14 protein-coding genes are annotated in these 17,652 nt (G+C 65.0%); 9 read left to right on the top strand and 5 right to left on the bottom strand.

From position 1 onward, the window contains the following. Positions 1-16 precede the first annotated feature (16 nt). The 4 genes from ACTG4K_RS09045 to nadB all read left to right on the top strand — a co-directional run bounded on the left by ACTG4K_RS09045 (position 17) and on the right by nadB (position 3,964). Positions 17-1,081, top strand: a complete 1,065-nt coding sequence (locus ACTG4K_RS09045) for a hypothetical protein (RefSeq protein ID WP_439113867.1) — start codon at positions 17-19, stop codon at positions 1,079-1,081. A gap of 98 nt (positions 1,082-1,179) precedes the next feature. Further along, the gene (locus ACTG4K_RS09040) at positions 1,180-1,392 is read left to right on the top strand and encodes a DUF3460 family protein (protein WP_439113866.1); all 213 of its coding nucleotides are present in this window, start codon (positions 1,180-1,182) and stop codon (positions 1,390-1,392) included. A 23-nt stretch (positions 1,393-1,415) separates the two neighbouring features. Beyond that, positions 1,416-2,267: a segregation and condensation protein A gene (locus ACTG4K_RS09035; RefSeq protein WP_439113865.1), complete on the top strand. Its 852-nt coding sequence runs from the start codon at positions 1,416-1,418 to the stop codon at positions 2,265-2,267. Between the two features lie 92 nt (positions 2,268-2,359). Further along, the gene (nadB, locus tag ACTG4K_RS09030; protein ID WP_439113864.1) at positions 2,360-3,964 is read left to right on the top strand and encodes an L-aspartate oxidase; all 1,605 of its coding nucleotides are present in this window, start codon (positions 2,360-2,362) and stop codon (positions 3,962-3,964) included. Between the two features lie 122 nt (positions 3,965-4,086). Here the strand turns inward: nadB and ACTG4K_RS09025 are convergent, their stop codons facing one another. Then, entirely contained in the window at positions 4,087-4,515 is a 429-nt protein-coding gene (locus ACTG4K_RS09025; RefSeq protein WP_439113863.1) for an ankyrin repeat domain-containing protein, read from the bottom strand. Positions 4,516-4,714: 199 nt separating this feature from the next. On the opposite strand from ACTG4K_RS09025, the gene ACTG4K_RS09020 reads away from it, so the two are divergent. Continuing rightward, positions 4,715-5,902, top strand: coding sequence for a Fic family protein (locus ACTG4K_RS09020; protein ID WP_439113862.1), 1,188 nt, complete (start codon positions 4,715-4,717; stop codon positions 5,900-5,902). A 37-nt stretch (positions 5,903-5,939) separates the two neighbouring features. Here the strand turns inward: ACTG4K_RS09020 and ACTG4K_RS09015 are convergent, their stop codons facing one another. The 3 genes from ACTG4K_RS09015 to imuA form a co-directional block, all read right to left on the bottom strand. After that, positions 5,940-9,122 (bottom strand): error-prone DNA polymerase, encoded by a 3,183-nt coding sequence (locus ACTG4K_RS09015; protein WP_439113861.1) that lies wholly within the window; start codon positions 9,120-9,122, stop codon positions 5,940-5,942. Between the two features lie 121 nt (positions 9,123-9,243). Continuing rightward, complete coding sequence (locus ACTG4K_RS09010; protein ID WP_439113860.1) at positions 9,244-10,548, bottom strand: Y-family DNA polymerase; 1,305 nt, start codon at positions 10,546-10,548, stop codon at positions 9,244-9,246. Continuing rightward, positions 10,493-11,344 (bottom strand): translesion DNA synthesis-associated protein ImuA, encoded by an 852-nt coding sequence (gene imuA, locus ACTG4K_RS09005; protein WP_439113859.1) that lies wholly within the window; start codon positions 11,342-11,344, stop codon positions 10,493-10,495. Before imuA ends, ACTG4K_RS09010 begins: the two co-directional genes overlap by 56 nt. A gap of 194 nt (positions 11,345-11,538) precedes the next feature. Between imuA and rpoH the strand changes: the two genes are divergently transcribed. Both rpoH and ACTG4K_RS08995 read left to right on the top strand, forming a co-directional pair. Then, positions 11,539-12,495 (top strand): RNA polymerase sigma factor RpoH, encoded by a 957-nt coding sequence (gene rpoH / locus ACTG4K_RS09000; protein ID WP_439113858.1) that lies wholly within the window; start codon positions 11,539-11,541, stop codon positions 12,493-12,495. A 162-nt stretch (positions 12,496-12,657) separates the two neighbouring features. Further along, entirely contained in the window at positions 12,658-14,106 is a 1,449-nt protein-coding gene (locus ACTG4K_RS08995) for a ferredoxin reductase family protein (protein WP_439113857.1), read from the top strand. A 2-nt stretch (positions 14,107-14,108) separates the two neighbouring features. On the opposite strand, the gene lysS is transcribed toward ACTG4K_RS08995, so the two are convergent. Beyond that, complete coding sequence (gene lysS / locus ACTG4K_RS08990) at positions 14,109-15,686, bottom strand: lysine--tRNA ligase (RefSeq protein ID WP_439113856.1); 1,578 nt, start codon at positions 15,684-15,686, stop codon at positions 14,109-14,111. Between the two features lie 339 nt (positions 15,687-16,025). On the opposite strand from lysS, the gene ACTG4K_RS08985 reads away from it, so the two are divergent. Then, positions 16,026-17,024 carry an NAD-dependent epimerase/dehydratase family protein gene (locus ACTG4K_RS08985; protein WP_439113855.1) on the top strand — a complete coding sequence of 333 codons (999 nt, stop codon included), beginning with the start codon at positions 16,026-16,028 and terminating at the stop codon, positions 17,022-17,024. After that, positions 17,021-17,581: a sugar transferase gene (locus ACTG4K_RS08980; RefSeq protein WP_439113854.1), complete on the top strand. Its 561-nt coding sequence runs from the start codon at positions 17,021-17,023 to the stop codon at positions 17,579-17,581. The genes ACTG4K_RS08985 and ACTG4K_RS08980 overlap by 4 nt, the downstream gene beginning before the upstream one ends. Positions 17,582-17,652 lie beyond the last annotated feature (71 nt).

Here is a 17,652-nt window from a genome sequence, read left to right as displayed (position 1 = left end):
GCCCCGGGGAGCCGCCATGCAAAACAGCCCGGCCCCGCTGCACAGCCCGATTGCCGAGCGCATCGACTGGCTGTTTGCCCTGGCCCAGCGGCACGCGCAAGACTACGCCAGCCCCGAAGCCTGGCTGGCGCGCCAGCGCCACCTGGCCCGCCACCCCACCGCCATCTTGGTGATGAAGTGCATGGACGGGCGCATCAACATCCCCATCGCCACCCAGACCCCCAAGGGCATCATCCAGCCGTTTCGCAACCTCGGCGGCATTTTCAACCTCGGCTGGCCCCACCTGGGTGAAACACTCACCGCCACCATGGACAAGGTCGTGCGCAGCGGCCGGCAGGCGCTGATGATGATCACTTACCACTATTCCCAAGGCGACGAGCGCCGGGGCTGCGCCGGCTTTCACTACCGCACCGACGACGCCCGTGCCCACACGCTTGAGATCCAGCGCGAGGTTTCCGTGTTGTTCGGCGCCACACATGGCACGGTCTATCCGTTGGTCTGCGGCTTCGAGACGGACGAAGACGCGATCGTGGTACACGGTGCCCACGGCCAGACCCTGAACATGGCCGACCTGGGTGAAGCCGACCTGGAAACCCTGCCTGCGCGCCTGCTACAACTGCTGCCCGACATGCCGACCCAGATCCGCGCCGACCTGCTGCCCCTGCTGGTGGGCAACCTGAAGCACATTGCGGCCATCCGCCAGCTGACCCGCACCCTCGATATTGAGCACCGGGAGTGGATGATCTGCGTCGGGCGCGGGTTCGACTGGTTGCACCTGCCCAACCTGGCCCTCATCATCGGCCCCTACAGCCCAGACCTGGCCGACCCGATCCGCAAGGCGGCCGGCATCATCCGGGCCAACATGCGGGCGGGCCGCATCCCGGACGACGGTTTTCTGGTCCTGTCATCCGTACCCTATGAAGACATCGGAGTGGACCGAGCGCGCGCCCTGCTCAAGTCCAACTTCATGGCCGACTTCGCCGCCGATGTGGTGCGCAAAGAATTTGCCGACTTGGCTCCGCTGATGACCGTTCGCAAGACCCTTTTGAACTGGCACAGCCGCGCCGTTGAAGCGCTTTGAAGACCTCGCGCTGCGGTCGCCAGCGCCCCCAAACCGAGACACATCCGGGAAACTCCGATGGGTCGCTAAAATGGGCCTCCTACATCTGAGCGCCGACCATGTCCTTCTTCGCCCGCCCGCACTACGCCTCCGACACGACCAACTTCATTGCCCAGCTCAAGGCCGACCGCCCCACCCTGGAACAGGAACAGCGCCAGGGCCGTGCCCTGCTGTGGGACAAGCAGATCGACCGCAGCTTTCAGGCCGATGCAGAAACGGCCACCGTGGCACAGCAGCCCTACGTGTACCAGACGGGTTCTGACCCCACCTGAGCCGGCTGCCTCGCGCACCGCCCATGAGCCCAGAGGCCCCCACGCTCAACGCCGCCCCCGCGGGGTTGGACGACGTGCTGCCCAAGGTGGTGGACCACGTCGCCCTGGCCAGGCTGTATGGCGAGCCCCTGTTCGCCATGCCGCGGGACCTCTACATCCCGCCCGACGCACTGCAGGTTTTCCTGGAAGCCTTTGAAGGCCCGCTGGACTTGCTGCTCTACCTGATCCGCAAGCAGAACTTCAACATCCTCGACATCCCGATGGCGGCGGTGACGCGGCAATATCTGGCGTATGTGGACGAGATCCGCGCCAGCAACCTGGAGCTGGCTGCCGAATACCTGCTCATGGCGGCGATGCTGATCGAGATCAAGTCGCGCATGTTGCTGCCGCCCAAAAAGGTGGCCGAGGGCGAAGAAGCCGAAGACCCGCGCGCCGAGCTGGTGCGCCGCCTGCTCGAATACGAGCAAATGAAACTGGCCGCCCAGCGCCTGGCCGACCAGCCCCAATACGGACGCGACTTTCTGCGTGCGCAGGTGTATGTGGAGCAGGCGCTGGTGCCGCGTTTTCCAGACGTCACACCCATCGACCTGCAAAGCGCCTGGCGCGACATTTTGAAGCGCGCCAAGCTGGTGCAACACCACAAGATCAGCCGCGAAGAACTCTCGGTGCGCGAGCACATGAGCATCGTGCTGCGCCATCTGCAAGGCCGAAAATTTGTCGAATTTGGCGAGCTTTTTGACCCCGAAAAAGGCCAGCCTGTGCTGGTGGTGACCTTCATCGCCATGCTGGAACTGGCCAAGGAAACCCTGATTGAGCTGACCCAGGCGGAAGCCTTTGCCCCAATTTATGTGAGGCTGGCCTACACCCCGCGCTGAAGCCCCGCGCCCAGGCCAACCGCTATCCCCACCCACCGCCGCGCTGGCCTGAACGCCCCGCCGTTGCCCAGCCAACCGAACCCTACCCCGGCATGACCACCCACCTCGAATTCGACGTTCTCATCATTGGCAGCGGTCTGGCTGGCCTGACCGCTGCGCTCAACCTTTCCACCACCCACCGGGTGGCCGTGGTGACCAAGCGCGGGCTCAGCGATGGCTCCAGCATGTGGGCGCAAGGCGGCATTGCCGCGGTGCTGGCCGAGGGCGACAGCTTCCAGTCGCATGTGGACGACACCCTGGTGGCCGGTGCCGGTCTGTGCGACCTGGAAGCCACCCGCTTTACGGTGGAACACGCGCCCGCCGCCGTCGCCTGGTTGCAAGAGCTGGGCGTGCCTTTTTCTACCGAACACGGCGAGCTGCACCTGACCCGCGAAGGTGGCCACAGCCACCGCCGCATCGTGCACGCCACCGACGCCACCGGCGCTGCCGTGCAGGCCACGCTGATCCAGCGGCTCAAAGACACGCCGGGCATCGCAGTGTTTGAAAACCACATGCTGGTGGACCTGATCACCGACCGCAAACTGCCTGGGCACAGCAAGAGCGCAGCATCCACCCGCTGCCACGGCGCCTACATACTGGACGAAGAGCGCGACGAGGTGCTGACCTTCAGCGCCGCCCACACGGTGCTGGCCACCGGCGGCGCCGGCAAGGTGTACCTCTACACCACCAACCCCGACACCGCCACCGGCGACGGCATTGCCGCCGCCTGGCGCGCCGGCTGCCGAGTGGGCAACATGGAGTTCATCCAGTTCCACCCCACCTGCCTGTACCACCCGCACGCCAAGAGCTTCCTGATCACCGAGGCCGTGCGCGGCGAAGGCGGCCAGTTGAAACTGCCTCCGTCGCTGGGCAGCCACCGCTTCATGCCCGACCACGACCCCCGCGCCGAATTGGCGCCACGCGACGTGGTGGCCCGAGCCATCGACTTTGAAATGAAAAAGCACGGCCTGGACTGCGTGCACCTCGACATTTCGCACCAGAGCCCCGCGTTTTTGCACGAACACTTTCCCAATATATTGGCGCGTTGCGCCGAGCTGGGCATCGACATCACGAAAGAGCCCATTCCTGTGGTGCCCGCCGCGCACTACACCTGCGGCGGCGTGCTGACCGACCTGGCTGGGAACACCGACATCGACGGCCTGTACGCAGTGGGCGAAACCACCTGCACCGGTCTGCACGGCGCCAACCGGCTGGCCAGCAACTCGCTGGTGGAATGCATGGTGTTTGCCCAAGGCGCCGTGGCGGCCATCCGCAACGCCAGCACGGTGCCGGCGCCGGCCATGCCGCAGTGGGACGAAAGCCGCGTGACCGACGCCGATGAGCGGGTGGTGATTTCCCACAACTGGGACGAGCTGCGCCGCTTCATGTGGGACTACGTGGGCATCGTGCGCACCAACAAACGCCTGGAACGCGCCGCGCACCGCATCACCCTGCTGCAGCGCGAAATCCACGAGTTCTATTCGCAGTTCCACGTCACGCGCGACCTGCTGGAGCTGCGCAACCTGGTGCAAGTGGCCGACCTGATCGTGATGAGCGCCATGATGCGCCGCGAAAGCCGCGGTCTGCATTTCAGCCGCGACTACCCCGACCTGCTGCCCGAAGCCAAGCCCACAGTGTTGATGCCGCCAGCGCGGTAATTGGCGCAAGCCCGCGCACCGAGGCCCATTCCCCTGGGTTGATGTAGGCCGTGCTGGGCATCGCAGAGCTGGCGCAGGCGGCGCCAAGCACCCGCCGCGACTTGCCACAGCTTTTTCGCCCCTCAAGCCGGGCGGGAAGCCGGTGCCGCTTTGGCGATACGGTCCCAGTCCCGCAGCGCTTGCTGCAGGCGGTTTCTGGAATTGGGGTGGCCGTCGCTGAACGCTGCGCCCAGCCGCTTTTTCAGCGCCTCGCTGGGCGGTGCAGCGGCGTTGGTCTTGAGCTGGTCAATCACCAGCATGACGGTTTGAAAACTCCTCGACTGCAACGCCAGCTCCAGCATGCCCTGACCGCTTTCGGTCAGGTCGTGCACATTCGCCCCGTGTTCGATCATGTACTTGAGCACGCCGGCCTTGCCTTCCTGGCAAGCCCAATGCAAAGGCACCAACCCCCCTTGAAGCCGGGCGTTGAAGTCGGCGTCGGCCGCAAGCTGCTCGGCAGCCAGCGGCCATCCGGAAGCCTTGATCATTTGCTGGTGTTTCCAATCGGACATGGGGTGTGCAGGGCCTTGGGTGTTCTGAAATGCGGTGCAGTCTCTCACAGGCGCTGGGTGGTGTGGCGGAATGCACGATTTCAGGCGAAAATAATGTCGCAATAAAAGTCGAATTATTTCTAACAAGCCTATTTAATTCATATAGTTAGAAATGGAATCAAAGTCGCAAAATTTCCAGTTTTACGATCATCCGACACACATGGAGCCGCTGTTGCCCGGTGAGCACCGCCTGGCGCCGCTGCTGGAGCAGGCGCACGACCTGTTCCGCCGCGCAGATCGCCTGTCTGGCCTGTGCCAGCCGGGTGCGCTCGCGGGGCTGCGTGGGCTGCTGCGTGCCATGAACTCCTACTATTCCAACAAGATCGAGGGACAGCACACCCTGCCTCTGGAGATCGAGCAAGCGCTGCGCAACGACTACGCGCAAGACGCTGACAAAGCGCGGCGCCAGCGCCTGGCCTTGGCCCACATGGCCACCGAACAACAGCTGGAAACCCTGTGGACGCAGTGGGACACGGCACGGGTGTGGCAGCCCCAGACGGTGCAAGACATCCACCACAATCTGTTTGCCCGCCTGCCCCCAGAAGACTGCCTGCTACCCGGCACCGAAACGCACGCCCAGCCCGAGGTACTGGCGCCCGGCATGCTGCGAACGCAGCAGGTGAGCGTAGGCCGCCACGCAGCGCCTGCAGCCGCACAACTGCCCGCATTTTTGGCGCGCTGGTCGCAGGTGTACGGGCAGGTTCGGCGCGGTGAAATGCAGCTGGTGGCCATGGCCGCCGCCCACCACCGGCTGGCCTGGATTCACCCCTTTCGCGACGGCAACGGCCGCGTGGCCCGGCTGCACAGCCATCTGGTACTGGGCCACCTGGGCCTGAGCAATGGTCTTTGGTCGCCACTGCGCGGCTTTGCGCGCACCCAGGACACCTACTATGCCCAGCTAGCCGCAGCCGACGAACCGCGCGCGGGTGATCTGGACGGTCGCGGCAACCTGAGCGAACGCGGGCTGGAGCAATGGATCGGTTACGTACTCGGCACCTGCCAGGACCAAGTGGACTTCATGACACGGACCCTGGCGCTGTCCGACATGAAAGACCGCATAGCGGCCTGCCTGGCTTACGAAGAACATGTGGTGAAACAAGGCGTGCGCACCGAAGCCTTGCGCGCGCTGCACTACCTGTTTGCCACCCAGGGCGATCTCGACCGTGCCGACTTCAAAGCCATGCTCGGCCTGGGCGAGCGCCTGGCCACCGCGCAAGTCAGCGCCTTGCTCAAACGCGGCCTGCTGGAAAGTGACTCACCCTACGGCAAGCTGCGTCTGGGCGTACCGCAGCACGCACTGCGTTTTTACTTTCCGCGGCTGTGGCCAGAGGCTGAAGCGCAAGGTTGATCCACCGCGGCAGGTTCAGCGGACATCCAGTCATTTTTCAATGAAAGTCCCGGCTCTCGGTGGCCAGCCGCCCCAGCAGCGGCGTGAGGTCTTCCAAATGGCCGGCGATGAGGTTGCAGACCTCGCCCTCGCGCTGCCACACGCCGTGCACCGCCATCAGCCGTGAGCGGGTGAGAACGTTGCGCTGGCGCTCGCGCAGCGCTTTCCACACGATGACCTGCACCACACCGGTTTCGTCTTCCAGGCTGACGAACACCACGCCGCCGGCGGTGTCGGGTTGCTGGCGTCCGGTGACGATGCCGCAGGCGCGCACCAGGCGGCCGTTGGGCGCGTCTTTCAAGACGGCAGCGGTCATGAAGCGGCGCGCCTGCAGGCGCTCGCGCAGCAGGGCCAGTGGGTGGCGGCGCAGGGTGAAGCCCAGGCTGGCGTAGTCCCACACCACGGCTTCGCCTTCGGGGGCCTCGGGCAGGTCCAACGTGTCCTCTTCCACCGGCGCTTCTTTCAAAAGCACGGGCGGTGCTTTGAGGGCGGCGGCGTCCCAAACCTGCTGGCGGCGGTGGCCGCTGAGGGATTGCAAGGCGTCGGCGGCGGCGAGTTGTTGCATGGCCTGCTGATCGAGGCTGGCGCGGCGGGCGAGGTCTTCGGCATCGGTGAAAACGGCGGCGGTGCGCGCAGACACGATGCGCTGAGCATCGCCGTGCGAGAGGCCGCTGACCATGCGCAGCCCGAGGCGCACGGCGGGTATGTTGGGCAGGGGGGCGGCCCTCACCCCTGCCCTCTCCCGCCGGCGGGAGAGGGGGTTGGTCCCGTCGCTCGGCGACACGGTTTCTTCCAGCGTGCAGTCCCAGTGGCTCTCCATCACGTCCACCGCGCGCACCTGCACACCGTGGCGCACCGCGTCTTGCACCAGTTGGCTGGGGGTGTAGAAGCCCAGCGGCTGGCTGTTGAGCATGGCGGCCAGAAACTCGGCTGGGTGGTGGCGCTTGATCCAGCAGCTGGCGTACACCAGCAGTGCAAAGCTGGCGGCGTGGCTTTCGGGAAAGCCGTAGCTGGAAAAGCCTTTGATCTGCTCGACCACGCGCTGCGCAAAGTCCGGCTCGTAGCCGCGCTCGGCCATGCCGCTGAGCAGGCGCTCCTGGTATTGGCCGAGACCGCCCTTGCGCTTCCAGGCGGCCATGGCGCGGCGCAGACCGTCGGCTTCCCCGGGCGTGAAGCCGGCCGCGATGATGGCGATCTGCATGCACTGCTCTTGAAACACGGGCACGCCCAGCGTGCGCTTGAGTGCAGCGTCCAGGCCTTTGGGGTAGTCAATGGGTTCTTTGCCCTGGCGGCGGTTCAGGTAGGGGTGCACCGCGCCGCCCTGGATGGGACCGGGCCGCACCAGCGCCACTTCGATCACCAGGTCGTAAAACTCGCGTGGGCGCAGGCGCGGCAGCATGCTCATTTGCGCGCGGCTCTCAATTTGAAACACGCCCACGGTGTCGGCTGCGCAGATCATGTCGTAGGTGCTCGGATCTTCGGCGGGTATGTCCTGCATCTGAAACACGAAGCCCTTGCGCTGGCCAATGAAGTCGAGCGACTTGCGGATGGCGGTGAGCATGCCCAGCGCGAGCACATCGACCTTGAGCAGGCCCATGGCGTCCAGGTCATCCTTGTCCCACTCGATCACGGTGCGCTCAGTCATGCTGGCGTTTTCAATCGGAACCATGCGCGAGAGCGGCATCTGCGTGAGCACAAAACCGCCGGTGTGCTGCGACAGGTGGCGCGGAAAACCCATGAGCTGGCCGGTGAGCACGAGCAGCTGGCGCACGGCCAGGCTGTCGGGGTCCAGGCCCACTTCGCTCAGGCGCTCGGGCGCGATGGCTTGGCGCCCATCGCGCCAGTAGAGTTCGCGTGCGAGTTTGGCCAGCGTGGCTTCGGCAAAGCCCAGCGCTTTGCCCACATCGCGTAAGGCGCTGCGCGGGCGGTAGCTGATGACGGTGGCGGTGAGCGCGGCGCGCTCGCGGCCGTACTTGCGGTACAGGTACTGGATCACCTCTTCGCGCCGCTCGTGTTCAAAGTCCACGTCGATGTCGGGCGGCTCGTTGCGCTCCTTGGAAATGAAACGCTCAAACAGCACCGCTGTGCGCGCCGGGTCCACCTCGGTGATACCCAGGCAATAACACACGACACTGTTGGCTGCCGAACCGCGGCCCTGGCACAAGATATGTTGCGAGCGCGCAAAGGCCACGATGTCGTAAACGGTGAGGAAGTAGTGTTCGTAGCCCAGCTCGGCAATGAGCGCCAGCTCGTGCTCGACTTGCTGCTGCACCGGGTCTGACGCACCGGCCGGCCAGCGCCGCCCCATGCCTTCGTAGGCCAGGCGGCGTAGGTGGCTGGCCGGGGTTTCGCCCGGTGGCACCACCTCGCTGGGGTATTGGTAGGCCAGCTCGTCGAGCGAAAAGTGGCAGCGCTCGGCCACCTTCAGCGTCTCGGTCAACAGCCTTTCGGGGTAACGCTGCGCAAGCGCCAGGCGCGAGCGCAGGCGCTGCTCGGCATTGGGTGCGAGCGCGTGGCCGCAGGCGGTGAGCGGTTTGCCCAGGCGGGTGGCGGTGAGCACGTCTTGCAGCGCCTTGCGCGAGCGCAGGTGCATGTGCACGTCGCCCACGGCCACCAGCGGCACGGCGGTGAGCTCGCTGCTCTGGCACAGCCGGTGCAGGCGCATTTCGTCGTCCATCAGGCGCAGCTGTTCCACACCGAGCCAGCAGCGGCCCACAAAATGCTGCAACAGCCAGCGCGCCACGCTGTCCATCTGCGCCTGGCTGCTGCCACGCTGCGGCACGGCAATCACCAGGCAGTCGGCCAAGGCATCAGGGCTGATGGCTTTCAGCGTGAGGCGGTAGGTGCCCTTGGGCGCGGTGCGGCGCAGCCGGGTGATGAATTCACACAGGTTGCCATAGCCGTTGAGATTGGTGGCGAGCACGACCAGCGTGAACAGCGCGTCACACACCACCTGAAACTGACTGCCCACCAGCAGCTTCAGACCATGTTCTTTGGCCGCCACATGGGCGCGCACGATGCCGGCGAGCGAACACTCGTCGGTGAGCGCCAGCGCGGTGTAGCCCAAGGCCTGGGCACGCTCCACCAGCTCTTCGGGGCGGCTCGCACCGCGCAAGAAACTGAAGTTGGACAGGCACAGCAACTCGGCGTAAGCGGGAATGCCAGCGGGTGGTGGCGTCATGGTGAGAGAGCCCCCTGCGGCGCGACATGCCCGAACCCAGGATGCGGTGGAGCCGGCTTTGCCGGGCCACTCGCATCGCCCCCTGGAGGGGGTCGCGCGCAGCGCGGCGGGGGGGAGTCAATCAAGCAAACACCCCATGCAAAAACCACGCAGGCGCCTCGTCCAGCCGCGTCTGAAACACCCACAGCACGCCCGCGTGCTCCGATTGCGCCACCCAGTAGTCGCGCACCACGTTGCGTATCTGCCCGGCGGCATCGTCGCGATCCCACCAGCCGCCCTCCACCCGCTGCGGGCCGGCGAGCAGTTGCAGTTCACCCTGGTAATACGGCCGGTTGGCGCGCACCAGCAGTTTGAGCGGCGCCGGCAAGATGAAACCGGGTTGCGGCAGGTCGTTGCCCGCCACAGGCTTGCGGGGCAAAGGCTCGGGCGCGGGTTGCCAGCGGCACATCCATTCGGGGCGGTGGTCTTCGCACAGCACCGGGCGCAGCACGCGCTGTGGGCCCAGGCGCGCAGCCAGGCGCTCCAGCACCAGATGCAACGGCTCGCGGCCTTCGGCTTCGTCGGGCAGCCACGAGGCGCTTTTTTCTTCCAGCGGTACCACGTCAATGGCCACCAGCTCCAGGTCGCCCACAGGAGCCAGCAGCTCCACGCGGGCCAGGTGTTCGGCCAGCAGGCGGCAGAGGTGGTCAAGCTGGCGTGTGGGCTCGGCGGTTCGCAGGGTGATGCTGCCGCCCTCGCCCGCCGACTTGGCGCGCATGGCGTCGTGCGCCCAGCGCAGGGTGAACGCGGTGGTGCCGCTGTGGCGCGCAGCCAGCCAGCCGCACAGCGAGATCAACAGGCGGCGCGCGCCAAACAGCAGGGCCGGCGCGTCGTCCACCCGAAACATCAGCTCCAGGCGCTGCGAAAAATGCTCGGGCAGCTCGATCCATGGGTGCACTTCGGGCGCACGGCCATAGGCCCGGTCAAGCGCGGCAAGCAACTGCTTGTCAAACCGGCGGGCCATGCCACCGCGGGGCAGCAGCCGCACGTCGCCCAGAGTGCGGCAGCCGATGTGTGACAGCGTGAGGCGGTGCGGGCGCACGGCACTGAGCGTGTCCATGGGCAGGGCGTCGAGCAGCGCATCCAACGGCTGTTGCAACCCGTTTTCAACCCCGGCGCGCGCCAGCGCCAGCGCGGCCAGGCTGTTGGGTGCCCAGGCCAACTGGGTCACACCCAGTTCGGCGCCTTCGGCGTGCACGCGCTCGCGCAGCGCGCGCTGGCCCCCAAACAGGCGCACGCTCGCCGCCAGCTCCATGACCACCGCTTCGTCAGCGACAGCAACCCGGGGCGTGAATTGAAGTGCCCAGATCGCCAGCGCCTGCAACGCCGCGTCAGTGGGCAATGCGGTGCCGTCGGGCGCTGGCAGCAGGAGCGCTGACCACAACATGGTCGACCTTTGGGGTAGGGGTACGGGGGGCGGCACCGGACGGGTGGCTGGGCAGCAACGCGCTGGGCTGTTTCAGGCGCGGCGTCAAAATGCTCTGCAGGCCACCGGGCACCGACGGCACATGCAGCGGGGTGCCCAGCGGCGGGCCTTTGCGCTTGAACACGTCGACCCACAACGCCCAGTCGGCGCCCACGCGGGCCAGCAGACGCAGCGGCGCGGCCGACGATTCTTGCGCCGCCGAGGCCGGCCGGCACAAAAATACCGGGCCGGCACAACCCGCCGCCAGCACCTGCAAGCGGCGCACCTGCTCGGCCCGCACCTGCGGCAGCCAGGCAATGACCGCCCCGCAGGCGTTGGCCCTGACCAGCTGCTCGGTGGCCCACAGACGCTCGGCCGGGGTCTCGGTTTGCACCCAGACCAACTGGCGCTCGCTGATACCTTCAAAGCGCAAACCGGGCGGGTGCGGCGGCCGCGGCGGGCCCACCAGCACCACACTGTGCCCGGCGGTGCACACCTGGCGCAGCACAGGCCCCAGCAGCCGCCATTCCAGCATGCCGCTTTGTGGTGCCAGGATTTCGGTGACGGTATGGCAAGGCCAGCCACCGCCGGGCAGCACCGCGTCCAGCACAGCAAATCCGCTGGAAAGGGTGGCGGCCACCGGCGCACCCAGTTGGTCACCTCGCCACAGCGCGGCCGCCACGGCAGCAGGCAGGCCGCTGGCGAGCGCCCCCGGGGCTGGCACCGGCTGAGGCGCGTTGTGGGCAGGTGAGGCCAAAGAAGCGGTGGCGGGTGGCATGTTGATGTCAAATACTGTTTATGCGTACAGTATATGAAACTGATGTGGCTGTCCAGCAAAGTCCGGCGACATGCACACAGACCACGAAACCCGCGCAAAGCCCTGCCGCATCACGCCCATGGAACTATTCAATTAGCACTCACTCATAGAGAGTGCTAATATTTATGAAAGCCAACCTGAGGAGGGTTCTTCACATGTCCGTATCACTCGCTCCCGCCGCCTTGCCAACCGCCACCCTGGCCGTGGCCAGCCCCTGGGCCAGCCGCTCGCTCACGATGCCGCCGCTGGGCAACCTGGACGCCTATATTTCTGCGGTCAACCGCATGCCGCTGTTGACGCTGGAAGAGGAACAGGGCGCCGCGCGCCGCCTGCGCGATCACAACGACCTGGACGCTGCGGGCCAGCTGGTGATGTCGCACCTGCGCCTGGTGGTGTCGATTGCCCGCCAATACCTGGGCTATGGCTTGCCGCACGGCGACCTGATCCAGGAAGGCAATGTGGGCCTGATGAAGGCCGTGAAACGCTTCGACCCGGACCAGGGCGTGCGCTTGGTGAGCTACGCCATGCACTGGATCAAGGCCGAGATCCACGAATACATCCTGAAAAACTGGCGCATGGTGAAGCTGGCCACCACCAAGGCGCAGCGCAAGTTGTTTTTCAACCTGCGTTCGCGCAAGCAGGGTTTCCGCGCTGACGCACTGGACGGCGATACGCACCGCGATGTGTTGTCGGACACCGAGGTGGGCGTGATGGCGCGCGAACTGAAGGTGAAACCAGAGGAAGTGCGTGAGATGGAAACCCGCCTGTCGGGCGGTGACGTGGTGCTGGACCCCGGCCCCAGCGACGATGGCGAGGACAGTTTTGGCCCCATTGCCTACCTGGCCGACGCCACCCATGAGCCCACAGCGGTGCTGGAGTCGGCCGAACGCGACGCGCTGGCCACCGAGGGCATTGCCCAGGCCATGAGCGAGCTGGACGACCGCTCGCGCCGCATCGTCAGCGAACGCTGGCTGAAGGTGAACGACGACGGTTCGGGCGGCATGACACTGCACGAACTGGCAGCCGAATACGGCGTGAGCGCCGAGCGGGTGCGCCAGATTGAGGTGGCGGCCATGAAGAAAATGCGCAAGGCGCTGGCCGAGTTCGCCTGAACCGCGCAGCACACCAAGCCCGGTCAGACCACCGTCTGTCCGGGTTTTTTTGCGTCAAATCAAGCCAGCGCCACATCGGCTTGACGCTCTCCCCCCAGCTCTGCATCATGAAAAGGCAGGTCGGATCACTTCGATCCCAGCGCCCTTGCTGGAGGCCACGCATTGACCCAAAAGAAAATCCTCTGGGCTATTTTCTATCTTGTCCTGATGCTGCTGCCCGTGCTGATGGGCGAATGGGCCGCGCATGCTGCGGAGCTGGAGCGACGCCCCTGGCTGGACGAATGGGCTTCCGGCCTGGGCATGATTGGTTTTGCCTTGGTGCTGCTGTCGTTCTTTTTGCTTGGCCGGTTCAAGCCTTTATCGGGCCTGCTGGGCAGCGACCTGCTGATGCAGACACACCAGCTGTTTGCGCGCACGGCGGTGCTCCTGCTGCTGCTCCATCCGTTTTTCTACACGCTTTGGTACACGCCGCCCGGTCCGGTGGCTGCGTCAACCGATCAGGCCCTGCGCATCGGCAGCGGCTCCTGGGGACTGGTCACCGGCCTGCTGGCCCTGGGCTGCCTGCTGGTGCTGGTGGCAAGCGCCATATTGCGGCAACGCAGCGACGCGCCTTACGAACGCTGGCGCCTGATGCACAGCGCGTTGGCGCTGGCGGTGCTGGGCTTCGGTCTGCACCACACGCTGGTGTCAGGCCGGTACGCGCAGTTCACGGCGGTGGCGGCTACCTGGTGGGCGCTGGCTGGGCTGGCACTGCTGTCGTGGTTGTGGGTCTACTTGGTGCACCCCCTGTGGCAGGGAGCACACCCGTACCGCATTGAAAAACTGGAGCGCTGCGCCGACCGCATCTGGCTGCTGGAAGTCGCGCCGCGCTCGCCAGGCAGCGCACAGTTTCGAGCCGGCCAGCTCGCCTGGCTCAAGCTTGGGCAACGCTGGCCTCACCGCGACAACCCGTTTTCCATCAGCAACGCGCCCGATGCCGGGGGAAGGGTGCAGTTTCTGATCAAGGAGGCGGGCGACATGACCCGCGGCCTGGCCCGGCAAGCGGTGGGCAACGTCGCATACCTGGACGGGCCACATGGCCGCTTCGAGATACCCACCGATGCCACGGCCGTGGTGATGCACGCTGGTGGTATTGGCGTAGCGCCGTTTGTGAGCCTGCTGGCCGCTGCGGTGGCGCGGCAAGACCGCCGCCCGCTGCGACTGATTTATGCGGACAAAAACCACGAACAGATGGTGAACGTGGTGGCGCTGTCAGGCGCTGGCGCGCTGGCCGACTTTGCATTGCTGCCCATGGTCGAACAACCGGACGCCGACTGGACTGGCCTCACCGGTCGGCTGGATGCCCACGGCCTCGCCACGGTACTGGAGCACCCGGCTGTTGCACCGCTGACCGATACAGCCTGCCACCTGGTCTGCGGGCCAGAGCCGATGATGGATGCTGTGGAGACTGCGCTGGTGGCGCGCGGTGTGTCCACCGCGCGGGTTGTCTCGGAACATTTCAAATACGACTTCTCTGGCAGATCACCCTTGGCGCGGCGCATGCGCCGCGCCTGGTGGTCACTCTCGGCCGCGAGCCTGCTGGGCCTGTTGCTGGCGCTGGCTTGGCGCTGAACTCAGTTTTCCCGGCGCAGCGCGGGGAACAAAATCACGTCGCGGATGCTGGGGCTGTCGGTCAGCAGCATCATCAAACGGTCAATACCAATGCCACAGCCGCCGGCCGGAGGCATGCCGTATTCCAGCGCGCGGATGAAGTCGGCGTCGTAGTACATGGCTTCTTCGTCGCCGCCGTCCTTGGCCGACACCTGGGCGTGGAAACGCGCGGCCTGGTCTTCGGCGTCGTTCAGTTCCGAGAAGGCATTGCCAAACTCGCGGCCGGTGATGTAGAGCTCAAAGCGCTCGGTCACTTCGGGTCGGTCGTCGTTGGCACGTGCCAGCGGCGAAATCTCGGTGGGGTGCTCCATGATGAAGGTCGGGTTCCAGAGCTTTTCCTCCACCGTCTCTTCGAAATACAGCACCTGCAAGCTGGCCAGGCTGCGCGTGCTCAGCTGGTGCTTGGCTTCGCTCATGCCCAGCTTGCGCAGCGCCGGGATCAGCCACTCGGCGCTGTCCACGCCGTCGCCGGCCTCGGTGTATTTCAAAATCGCTTCGCGGATGGTCAGACGCTCGAAGGGCGAGTACACGTCCACCGGTTTGCCGTTGTAGGTCAGCGGCGTGTCGCCGTGCACTTGCTTCACCACGTGGCGGATCAGTTGCTCGTTGAAATCCATCAGGTCGTGGTAGTTCCAGTAAGCCGCGTAGAACTCCATCATGGTGAACTCGGGGTTGTGGCGAACGCTGATGCCTTCGTTGCGGAAGTTGCGGTTGATCTCGAACACGCGGTCGAAACCGCCCACCAGCAGGCGCTTGAGGTACAGCTCGGGCGCGATGCGCAAAAACATTTCCTGGTCGAGCGCGTTGTGGTGCGTCTTGAACGGCTTGGCGTTGGCACCGCCAGGAATGGGGTGCAGCATGGGCGTTTCCACTTCCAGAAAGCCATGGCTCACCATATATTCGCGGATGCTGGACAAGGCCTGGCTGCGCGTGATGAAACGCTTGCGGGCGCTCTCGTCGGTCATCAGGTCCACATAGCGCTGGCGGTACTTGATTTCCTGGTCGTGAATGCCGTGAAACTTGTCGGGCAGCGGGCGCAGGCTCTTGGTGATCAGGCGAATGCTGTCGGCGTGGATGGTCAACTCGCCGGTGCGGGTTTTGAACAGCACACCCTCTGCGGCCACGATGTCACCCAGGTCCCAGTGCTTGAACGCGTTGTGCAGCGCTTCGCCCACGCTGTCGTTGTTCAGGTAGATCTGGATACGACCACCCGACGGGCCAAACGACGCATCTTGCAGCGTGGCAAAACTGGCCTTGCCCATCACGCGCTTGAGCATCATGCGACCGGCCACACTGGCGCGCACCGGGTTCGCCTCCAGGCCTTCCTTGGTGGCTTCGCTGTGCAACGCAAACAGCTCGGCGGCTTTGTCAGACGGCTTGAAATCGTTCGGGAACGCCACGCCCTTGCCCTGCTGCTGCGCCTCGCGCATGGCCTTGAGCTTTTCACGGCGCTCGACGATCAGCTGGTTGTCATCAAACGCGGTGTGGGCACCGGTCACATGGGCATCGGCGGCGGGGCTGTTGGGTGTGGCTTGGGACATAAAAAGAGCAGGTGGTAGCCCAGTGGGCAGATCGGGGCGGGCCTGCGGCACCCAGGGGCGCCTGTGCAGGCATCACGCAAAACCTCACATTTTAGTTCTCTGGCCATGCGGGGCCCTCTTTTTGAAAGGATGGATCAACACGACATACGTCACACACGGCACCCGGCGTTTGAACCGCCGGCGCATGGTGCACCAGATCGGCGCACTGTCTCACTTATAGTGAGCGCCGGTCGCCATCGCCAGCAGTTGCCACCTACCGGCCGGACCTGCTCCTTCATTCATACGCCAGGCCATCAGCCCAAAGGGTTTGCTCTGAAATACCCGAACCGATCCTCTGCCATGCGCATCTTGATCACCGGTGCCAACGGATTCGTTGGCAGCAGCGCAAGCGCTTCTTTTTTGGCAGCGGGGCATGAAGTGGTCGCCCTGCAGCGCACGGCAACGGCCCAACCACCAAAGGCTCACCCGTTGCTGCAGCAGCTGCAGTCCGACCTGAGCGACAGCAGCGCACTCAGGGCGGCCATGCGCGGATGCGACGCCATCGTGCACACCGCTGCGCGCGTGCACAGGCTGCAAGACCCAGATCCATCGCCACTGACCGCCTACCGCCGCACCAACACCGACCTGACCCTGCAACTGGCCACCCTGGCGGCGCAATGTGGCGTGAAACGGTTCGTTTTTCTCAGTTCGATCAAGGTCAACGGCGAGTGGACCGCACCGGGGCACGCATTTCACGCCGACGACCTCGCCTCGGCCCAAGACAGTTACGCCATCAGCAAACAAGAAGCCGAGGACGGCCTCCGTCAGGTAGCCAGGCAGACCGGCCTGGAGGTTGTGATCGTGCGACTCCCTCTGGTGTACGGGCCGGGTGTAAAGGCCAATTTTTTACGCATGATGGCCTGGGTCGACCGTGGCGCACCACTTCCTCTGGGCGCCATCAACAACCGCCGCAGCTTGGTGGGCTTGAGCAATCTGACCCACTTTCTGGAGCTTTGCGCAAGGCACCCTGCTGCGGGCAACGAGACGTTTCTGGTCAGCGACGGCGCAGACGTTTCGACATCCCGTTTGCTCCGTGCCATGGGCCAAGCCCTCGGACGCCCAGCCCGTCTGGTGCCCATTCCGCAAAAATGGCTTGAACAGGGCTTGCGCTGGCTGGGGCAAGGCGCACTGGTGCAACGGCTCTGCGCAGACCTGGCGGTGGATATCGAAAAAAATCAACGGCTGCTGAACTGGACACCACCGGTGGCCCTGGAACAAGAACTCCAACTCACAGCGCGGGCATACAAGGCCCAACGCGCGGCCAGCCATGCAGCCTCGGCATCCGGGGACTTCACATGAAAAGAACGATGGATCTTTTGCTGGCCTGCATGGTCTTGTTCACGCTGGCCATCCCCATGGCCATGGTCGGGCTGCTGGTCAGGCTGACATCGCCAGGGCCAGCCATCTATTGGTCTGACCGAGTAGGGCGGTACAACCAGATTTTTCGAATGCCCAAGTTCCGCAGCATGCGGATCGACACACCCGCCGTGGCCACCCATCTGTTAGAAAACCCTCGGCAGTACCTCACGCCAATCGGGCATTTTTTGCGCAAAAGCAGCCTGGACGAGTTACCTCAACTCTGGAATATCCTTAAGGGAGATATGAGCTTCGTAGGCCCCAGACCCGCGCTCTTCAACCAGCACGACCTGATTGAACTACGCACCGCACGGCAAGTGCATACCCTGCGCCCGGGCCTCACGGGCTGGGCACAAATCAATGGCCGGGACGAGCTCCCCATTCCAGACAAGGTACAACTGGATGCGGAATACCTCCAGCGGCGGTCCATCCGCTTCGACCTGCTGGTTCTGTGGCGCACCTTTTTGCTGGTCTGGCGGGGTTCGGGCGTCACGCATTGACCGCAGCCTCATCACGGCCCACACGGGCGCCAACACGCACAGAGACAGCTTTAAAAAGCAAACATACACTT

Origin of the sequence: Hydrogenophaga sp. (assembly GCF_965657535.1) — a bacterium.
Taxonomy (GTDB): domain Bacteria; phylum Pseudomonadota; class Gammaproteobacteria; order Burkholderiales; family Burkholderiaceae_C; genus Hydrogenophaga.
This window is presented reverse-complemented; position numbering and strand designations above follow the sequence as displayed.